A 7,798-nucleotide genomic window follows, 5' to 3' on the forward strand; every position below is an offset into this window, starting at 1 on the left:
ATCCGAGGTAGGAAGAGAGTGGTCGACGCTCGCACCTGGCTGGGATGCCCCGGCGCCTGGGGGGATGGGGCGCCGGGGTCGCAGCACGTAGGCCGCTCTCCCGCTGGAATGCCAGCGGGGCACTTCACAGTACTTCCGCCCGGTGCCGGCGCGTGCGGTTTCCCGCCGTCGACACCGGCCGCCTTCCCACGCGGGTGCGATGTCGGTTCTTCTCAGGATGAGGACCGCGCAGCGCGGTGGCCGTGATGCGTCTGCTGCGCCCTTGGCGGCCGTGGAAGCACGCCGTTCCTGTGCCCTCACGGTCGGCGCCTGTTTTGAATGTTCGGGGGTGGCCGCGGCTGCAATCTATAAAGTATTTTGTTCTGCTCCTTGCCGCCGGTGGTGATGATCCTGTCCTCGCCCTCCCCGGTATTTTCCGGTGTGATTGCGTATGGGATGCATGAGGGCTACAGTTGCCCGTCAAACGCGGGGGCCGCATATGCCGAAACCTCGTGCATTCGGTCACCTCGGTTCAAGCCATGGGGAGACGGGCAGCCGAGGAAATGTGTCGTCGTCACCCGGTCCTACCTGCCCCGATGCTGTGCGAGGGGCCCCGTCGCGCCTGGGGTTTCGGATGGCCGGAAGTGTCTTTCGGCTGCCGAAATTTGCCAGAAACCGCAGCTCGGCGCCTAGGCCATCAAGAATTTTCAGAAGTGGCGACTTTGCGTCGATATTCGTCGGTTGAATCAATGAATATTGGCTAAACGCCTAAATCCGACGGAGTTTTTCTACCGCAGGTGAGGTACCGCGCTGCCGGGTGAATATCGATGAAGATTGCACTCGTTATCCCATTACGAATATCTGGACAGGCGTGTCGTATGGAAGTAGCACAGAATCTCTCGGGCTGCCTGATGGCATGCGGCACGGAAAACTGTTCGAGGGAAATGATTCCTTTCTCGGTTCCGTGCCAACCTGATTTCGTGCTTCGGATCGACCCTCGCTTCACCTGAGCCAGAGGAACCCTGTGAACAGGAAACAGACCACCGCTCTCCTCGCCCTCCCGACTCTCTTCGCCGGGGCTGCACTCTTCCTCGGTGCTCCTGCCGGGGCCTCGGCCCTGGCCTGCACCGCGGGCACCGCGGGCGTCGCGGGTGCCAACGGCACCGCCCTGCATCCCGCCGGCTTTCCCGGGACCGCGGGTGGCGCTGCGACCGGGACCGGGGACTGCGCCGGTGGTGCGGGTGGCCCGGGCGGCAACGGTGTCCTGGGCGGGGTCGGGGGTGCGGGTGGCAACGGCGGCCTCGGTCTGGGCGGCGGCTCGGGCGGCGCGGGTGCTGTCGGTGGCAATGGCGGCCCCGATGGTGCGGCGGGCGGTAACGGCGGGACCGGTGCCACCGGCGGCCTCAACGGTGCGGGCGGCGCGGGCGGTGCCGGCGGTGCGGGCACCCGGGCCGCCGCGGGCGGCACCGGTGGCGCCGGCGGGAACTCCGGGGCCAACGCCGGAGCCGGCGGTAAGGGTGGCCTGGGTGGCGTCGGTGGATCCACCGGTGGTGCGGGCGGCAACGCGGGCAACGGCGGCATCGGCCACGGCGGCGGCATGGGCGGCAACGGCGGCGCCGGCGGCATCAACGCCTCCGGTAACGGCGGCAAGGGCGGCAATGCCGGAAACGGCGGCAACGGCAGCTCCGGCGGTGCTTACCCGGGCGGCGCGGCAGGCATCGGCGGAGCCGGCGGTGTGAGTTCCGGAGGCATCGCCAACGCCGGCGGCAACGGTGGTATCGGCGGCAACGGCGGCGTCAAGTCGGGTGCCAGCGCCGATGGCACCTGCGGTATCGGCGGCGCCGGCGGCAACGCCACCGGAGGCACACTCTTCCACGGCGGCACCGGGGGAACCGGCGGAACCTTCGGCTCCGGCAGCCCCTGCGCGAGCGGCGCCAACGGAACACCGTGACCCGCCCGCCCACCAGGCGCCCCACCCCATCACACCGCAAGGTCACCTGCTGACCTCCCGGGACGCGCCGCACCCTGACCCCCGTCACTGAGGGTCCGTGAACCGACTTTCGGTGAAGGCCCTTGCAGAGCGTTGCCGATCGCCTTTGCCCTGACTGGCGCGGAGGCCGGCGAACGCGAGGTCTGCCTGGGGTTGCTTGTCACCGGACCGGACCTGGTGGCTGCCTGGCCCGGGTACCGGCTGATCGCGACAGGAGCTGTGTAGGCCGCGACTTCACTCGGCCGGTGGGCCCCCGGAAGACGCCTGGTGAAGGCATCCTCCGGGGGCCTTTGCCGATTAACGGGTCCGATTGTTCAGCAGGGGAGGGTGGTGTGTCCGGCAGCTCCGGTGGAACCGGCGATGCCGTCCGCGGTCAGGGTGGCGGGGGTGCCGTTGCCGCCGGGCTGGCCGGGACACACCGGGCTTGCCGCGCCGCCGGCGCCGCCGATGCCGCCGGTGTGGGTGCCGCCGGCGGTGGACGCGCCGCCCTGCCCGCCCTGGCCGCCGGTGATGCCGGTACCGGCATCACCTACGCCGCCGACACCGCCCTTGCCGCCGGTGCCGCCCTGGTTGGCAGCACCTCCCGCGCCTCCCGCGCCGCCGTTGCCGTTGGATCCTCCCGCGCCTCCCGCGCCGCCTGCCCCGCCGGTGCTTCCCAGGCCGTCGCCGTTGCCACCGTCACCACCGACACCACCGTCGCCGTTCGCACCGGCCGCGCCCCCGGTACCGCCCAGGCCCCCGAGGCCGTTGTTGCTCCCCACGCCGTTGGCCCCGTTACCACCGGGGACACCGAGGGCGCCCAGGCTGACGGAGGTTAGGGAGCTGCCCCCGGAGGGGGCCGACGCGGACGCCAGGGTGGGGGAAGCGAGGCCGGCCACGGCGATCGCGCTGATCAGGAAGGTCCGAGCTACAACGGTGGTGCGCATGAGGTACGCCTTTCGGTTTGTGCGCTCGGGGATACTCCCCGACCGGCACACGTGCACCGTAGGCCGCAATGACCTCTCTCGCGTGCCACTTGATGATCAAATGTCTAGAAATAGGCAGATGCGTGGAACTTCGGCCTCAAATCTCTACGTTGGGGGCACGCAAGGCCGGCACGATCTCCTGCCGAACCGTTTCCTCAGTTCCTTGCCCACCTGGGGATACCCCCCGACGGAACTGCCCTCTCGTTCGGGTTGCCGCGATGCATGATGCGGGCCAGCCCGCGCACGGCCCCGAAGGAGACCGGTTCCTCGATCTAGAAGGCCGGACCGAGGCTCTCCCGCTCGGTGGGCACCGCCTCGTACGCCTGGCCTTCGATCGGCTCGCACCGGCTCGCCGGCGCGGCGAAGTCGATGGGCGCGGGCTTGTCGACCAGGCGGCCGCGCTGCTCGCTCGCGAAGTACAACGTGCCGACGGTGACGCAGGACATCATCAGGCATCTGGTTGCAGCAGTGAGGGCATAGCCGTCCGCACGCTGCTTCAGCGGCCGTCAGACATCGCCTGCTGCCGCGGTATCCGGCCCGGATCGGCGGAGGGGGCCGGCATCGGCGCGCCTCCCTTCTCCGCTTTGACACGGCCGGTACGCTCAAGGCCGCCCGCAGCGCAGCGAGGACTAAGGTCTGGAGCGCTCCGGACGCGCCGCGGCTGACCCAGCATCTGATTCCCCTCTCCGCCCACGCGTTGGGCCTGCTGGACAGCCCCGAGCCGCCTTCCCCGGCCCCGGCGACCGACGCCGCCTGCGGGCATCGGCGGAACCGCTGGGCAGCGGTCCTGCCGATCGGCCAACGCGTGCCGCGCATGTGTCCCGTGCCGGGCGCGCCGCGCGCTCCCGCACGCGAGAGAGAGGAGCCTCTCCCCGGTAGACCGGGAAGAGGTGTCGATTCGGCGGGGCCGGTTGCACTCGCCCGGTGACCTGCACCGATACCCGGTCGGTGGGGAGGGGCGGTTGAACCGGCTGCGAAACCGCGTACGAAACCGGCTGCGGAATTGTCGGTGGACCCGTGGGTAGAACTGTCGGTGGACCCGTGGGTGAAACCTTCCGCGATACCGGTCCGGCGGGTGGTTGCACTTGTCCGGGCGGGGCGGTTGCACCGCGGAGTGGCCGGACGGGCGTGGCCGGTGATCCGCAGATTGCACCCCCTTGTCCTTCCGTGCTTTGGCAGGCGAAGACCCCCCCCTTGCCCTCCTTCGGATCAACGGGCCCGGTCGGCCGCCGTCGTGACAGGTTGTTCTGGCTCCGACAGGCGTTCGGCCAGCCGGCCGGGGCCCGGCCGGCTTCGCCGTGTACGTCAACGTTCTCGCGTGTACGTCACCGGTTTCACGTACCGCCGGCCCCGGATCGCACGGGGCGGTTCCGTCGAACCTGCCCGGGTCCGGGGCGGGTACCGGCAAGCTGGTGAGGCAGTCAGCCGCGTCGTGGAAGGGCCCGTTCGTGAGCGATGATCCGGTGTTGAGCACCGCGCAGATTCACGCCTGTCTGCGCACGATCGGGGTGGAACTCCCGGTGCCGGACCCGATGCCGCGGGCGGTCGCGCTGGGGATGCTGCTGTACTGCGTGGAGTCCGCCGCGACTATCGACACCGACCGCTTGGACCTGGAGGCGGTCCGCGAGGGCTACGTCGCCGGGATCAGCAACACGCTGCGCGCGGACGGCGACGGACCCGAGGCGTTGGGCGGGGTGTGGTCGCGGCTGCTGCAGGCCCGGGTGAACCGCACGCTGACCGACCTGGCCGCCACCCAGACCGACGACGACGGTGACGGCTACACGGTGGCGCCGGCGGTCAACCACCTCCTGGACGCCGCCCAGGCGCTGCTGTCCACCAGCAACCCGCCCGCGGACCTGCCCCCGCACCAGCAGCTGCACGGCGTACGGAACGCGCTGCGCACCGCCCGCCGGGAAGTCCAGGCCGCCCGGCAGCAGATCGAGGATGGGCGCAAGGTGCTGCGGTCCCTCGGCCTGGAGCCCTGAACGTGCCAGCTCCGGCACTGCGCGCGGCGCGCCGGCCTGCCCGGAGTGGGGAACCAACCACGGGCTCCGCTGGAACTCACCACGTCCCGGCCGGGAGCGATTGCGCAGCGGCGCAGGCGCCGCTGCGCAACCACCGCAGATGCGCAATGGCTACTGCGCATGAGGTCTGACCTGCTGTGATGGGTGGAACTAACCATGGAGCCGCTGGAAACTCACCATGGTTCGCGGCTGGACTAACCACCGGTTGCGCATACGCGCTGGTCGCCGTTGGCGATGAGTCGATGACCGTCGGCGATGGCTGCGCAGTGGCCCGGGTCACTGCGCAGCGGGGCGCAAAAGCGGCGAAAGCATCGACGCCCCGCGCCCGGCCGGCTGCGGCTAGATGGCGCGGCTCAGGGGCCGGTCGGGTCGGCAGACAGTGCAGGGTGCGGCGTCGGGCTGCGCGAGGGTGGCGCGGGCCTGCTCGGTGGTGGCGGGGTGGGAGATGTCGCGGACCGCGCGGCAGTCGCCGCGGTGCACGATGCGCGCAGGTCCGCGCTCGGTGCCGAAGTACACCGGCTCCTCGACCCCGCCAGGCCGGCACCGCGCCGTGCCGCTGGGTGGGGACCGTGTCGTACGCCTGGCCCTCGATCGGCTCGCACCGGTCGGCCGGTGCACGGAAGTCGACGGGCGCGGGCGCGTCGACCAGGCGGCCGCGCTGCTCGGTGGCGGAAGGGAGGTGGATCTGCAGCCGGTACCACCAGGTCCCGTCGTGTTCCTTGCGGCGCCCCTTCACCACGGCGTAGAGCTGTTGGCCGTCGTGCAGCCGCACCCGCACCAGCGGCCCGTCGGCCGCCGGCAGATCCGCCGCTTGCTCCCCGTCCCGCTCGCTGCTCACCGTTCCAACCTCAGACGATTCCCGGGTGGAACGCCGGTCGGCGACCGGCCGGGCGGGTGTTCCACGGACATCACTACCGCAGGTCACGGTGCCGGGAACGCGGTACAGCGTCGCGGTGGGGGCCAGGCCCGGGTAGGTGGGCGGTTGCCCAAGTGCTTGCACCGGACCCGTTCGCACCAAATGGAAAAGATATGGAAGGGCATGGAACGGTAGATACGGCAGATATCTGAGATGAATTGGGCAAAACAGTGGGGCAAGGGGTTGGAACGGGCGGAAACGGACACCCGTGGAATCGTGGAACGCTCGGACGGTTCCACGGTGGAACACCTCGGTGGGCCCGATGCAGCCGGCCTCAGGAGGTGTGGTGGCCCCAGTCGGGGCAGTGGGCCTGGTGGGTGTGGGTGATGACGACGGTACCGCCGATACTGACGCGCCGGGTTCGGGTGGCCTGGCAGCAGGAGCGCTCGGCGGTAGGGGCTGGCGGTTCCGGCAGGGCCACCGGGGCCACCGGCAGGTGAGGCAGCGGCACGACGACGGGGGCGCGGGGCGCCGGCTCGTCGGGGCTGACGCCCAGCGCGATGGCGCGGGCACGTTGTCGGCTGCGGCGTCGGTTGTTCATACATCCCAGGATGCCGTCGCGGCCCGCCCCCGGTGAGTAGAAGGGCGCCTGCGTGGCGTGGAAGCGGCGAACGCCCACCGCCTCACGCTGGGCAACCTCTCAGCTCTCGGATGACCTGGGAGGCGCCGGGAGCTGGGAGCCGGGACGGTTCCTGAATATCGGGGATGTCTGGGAGATGGGGGCCGCGTTCTGCCTGGTGGTGATGGTGCTGGGAGGTGGTCTGGGAGTCTGGGAGCTGCTCCGGCGCAGGCTCACGCTCCGTGCGCGGACACTCTGTTGTCCCGCGCCACGATCGGCGTGCGCGGACGTTTCGCGGCGGGTTTCGCGGCAGGTTTCGTGATGGGTTTCGCCGGAGGTTTCGCGGCAGGTTTTACCGGTGCAGCGCCGTTGCACCACATCCGGCCTGGTCAGGCTAGGAGTGCAACCGGGCGGCGCGTGCCGACACCTCTTCCCTGTGAGGGGGAGAGGTGTTCTTGCTTCCTCACTCTCGCCGGCGGGGCGGTAGCCGGCTCGCCGGTACGGAAGCTGAGCAATCCCTGTTTGATTCCCAATCGAACGGTTTGGCTCCAATTGGAGCCAAACCGTTCGATCGTCGTTGACCGGCGTGGAGACGCCGGTGAAGTGCACAATGGACGGGATGCTGAACGGCGGCGCTCCCGGGCCGGGTTCGGCCGCGGTCACCGTGGGCACCGCGGTGACCACGCCGCAGCGGAAGTGCTCGCCCGGCATGGTGCGCGGCGAGCGGGACCAGGCGGCGGTAGTGATGGAGCTGCTGACCGGCGGGGCCGTGTCGGCCGGCTCCCAAGATTCCTCCCGCGGCTTCTACCGTTTCTGCACCCGTGACTACTACCGACAGCAGCGCGCGGCGATCCGGTGTTTCTGCAGTTCAGACCCCTTGACCTGGCATCACTGGAAACCCTGACAACCCTCTTGCCGCCCACCCCCTGCTGTACCCGTTGAGAAGAGACGGGTACGGCTGGGTGGTGGGCGGACGCGAGGGTTCGAAAGGGGCGTTCTTGGCCTCCGGCGGGCCCTGTGCGGGCCGCGTGGCCGCCGCTGGTGCGTCGGCCGGTGAATTGGGCCGGGGCGGGTTGTCGTACCGGCAGGCGACCATGGGGAGCTTCCGCAGCAGCCGTACGGGGAGGCGTCACATGGCGAAGGCGAGATCGACGGTTCGGGACCGGAAGGACGCGTTGCGGGTGCTGGGTGTGCTGAAGGTGGCGACCGCCACGCAGATCCTGCACCTGGTGCGCCCGGGTCTGCCCCAGCCGCAAGCTGCTCGACCGGCTCTCCGACAAGTGGGTCACGCTGATCCTGGCCGCGCTCGGCAGCGGCGGCGGCTCGCATCAGCCAGGCGCCGACTGCTCCGGCGAGCCCCGGTCG

General features: G+C 70.3%; 7 protein-coding genes and 1 pseudogene. 4 read left to right on the forward strand and 4 right to left on the reverse strand.

Annotated features, from left to right (window positions below):
* Positions 1–1,003 precede the first annotated feature (1,003 nt).
* Both O3W51_RS41050 and O3W51_RS49110 read left to right on the forward strand, forming a co-directional pair.
* A complete protein-coding gene (locus O3W51_RS41050) occupies positions 1,004–1,930 on the forward strand; it encodes a hypothetical protein (protein ID WP_198359421.1) in 927 nt (308 codons plus the stop codon).
* 126 nt (positions 1,931–2,056) lie between these two features.
* Positions 2,057–2,176, forward strand: a pseudogene (locus tag O3W51_RS49110) (IS982 family transposase); the annotation flags it as partial.
* A 107-nt stretch (positions 2,177–2,283) separates the two neighbouring features.
* Here O3W51_RS49110 and O3W51_RS41055 read toward each other — a convergent pair.
* On the reverse strand, positions 2,284–2,895 hold the full coding sequence (locus tag O3W51_RS41055; RefSeq protein WP_198359420.1) for a hypothetical protein: 612 nt from the start codon (positions 2,893–2,895) through the stop codon (positions 2,284–2,286).
* 311 nt (positions 2,896–3,206) lie between these two features.
* Positions 3,207–3,383, reverse strand: a complete 177-nt coding sequence (locus O3W51_RS41060; RefSeq protein ID WP_198359419.1) for a hypothetical protein — start codon at positions 3,381–3,383, stop codon at positions 3,207–3,209.
* 999 nt (positions 3,384–4,382) lie between these two features.
* Between O3W51_RS41060 and O3W51_RS41065 the strand changes: the two genes are divergently transcribed.
* Positions 4,383–4,919: a hypothetical protein gene (locus O3W51_RS41065; RefSeq protein ID WP_269288865.1), complete on the forward strand. Its 537-nt coding sequence runs from the start codon at positions 4,383–4,385 to the stop codon at positions 4,917–4,919.
* Between the two features lie 378 nt (positions 4,920–5,297).
* On the opposite strand, the gene O3W51_RS41070 is transcribed toward O3W51_RS41065, so the two are convergent.
* Together O3W51_RS41070 and O3W51_RS41075 are read right to left on the reverse strand one after the other, a co-directional pair.
* On the reverse strand, positions 5,298–5,474 hold the full coding sequence (locus tag O3W51_RS41070; protein ID WP_269288866.1) for a DUF6233 domain-containing protein: 177 nt from the start codon (positions 5,472–5,474) through the stop codon (positions 5,298–5,300).
* A 674-nt stretch (positions 5,475–6,148) separates the two neighbouring features.
* Positions 6,149–6,415, reverse strand: a complete 267-nt coding sequence (locus O3W51_RS41075; protein ID WP_198359415.1) for a hypothetical protein — start codon at positions 6,413–6,415, stop codon at positions 6,149–6,151.
* Positions 6,416–7,052: 637 nt separating this feature from the next.
* On the opposite strand from O3W51_RS41075, the gene O3W51_RS41080 reads away from it, so the two are divergent.
* Positions 7,053–7,337, forward strand: a complete 285-nt coding sequence (locus O3W51_RS41080; protein ID WP_198359413.1) for a hypothetical protein — start codon at positions 7,053–7,055, stop codon at positions 7,335–7,337.
* Positions 7,338–7,798 lie beyond the last annotated feature (461 nt).

The organism is Streptomyces sp. H39-C1, from assembly GCF_027158125.1.
In the GTDB taxonomy this organism is placed as follows: domain Bacteria; phylum Actinomycetota; class Actinomycetes; order Streptomycetales; family Streptomycetaceae; genus Actinacidiphila; species Actinacidiphila fildesensis.

What these genes read in the sequence shown, in the direction of transcription:
- O3W51_RS41075 (WP_198359415.1), bottom strand. Translation starts at nt 6,415, where the DNA reads ATGAACAACCGACGCCGCAGCCGACAACGTGCCCGCGCCATCGCGCTG.
- O3W51_RS41060 (WP_198359419.1), bottom strand. Translation starts at nt 3,383, where the DNA reads ATGATGTCCTGCGTCACCGTCGGCACGTTGTACTTCGCGAGCGAGCAG.
- O3W51_RS41055 (WP_198359420.1), bottom strand. Translation starts at nt 2,895, where the DNA reads ATGCGCACCACCGTTGTAGCTCGGACCTTCCTGATCAGCGCGATCGCC.
- O3W51_RS41080 (WP_198359413.1), top strand. Translation starts at nt 7,053, where the DNA reads ATGCTGAACGGCGGCGCTCCCGGGCCGGGTTCGGCCGCGGTCACCGTG.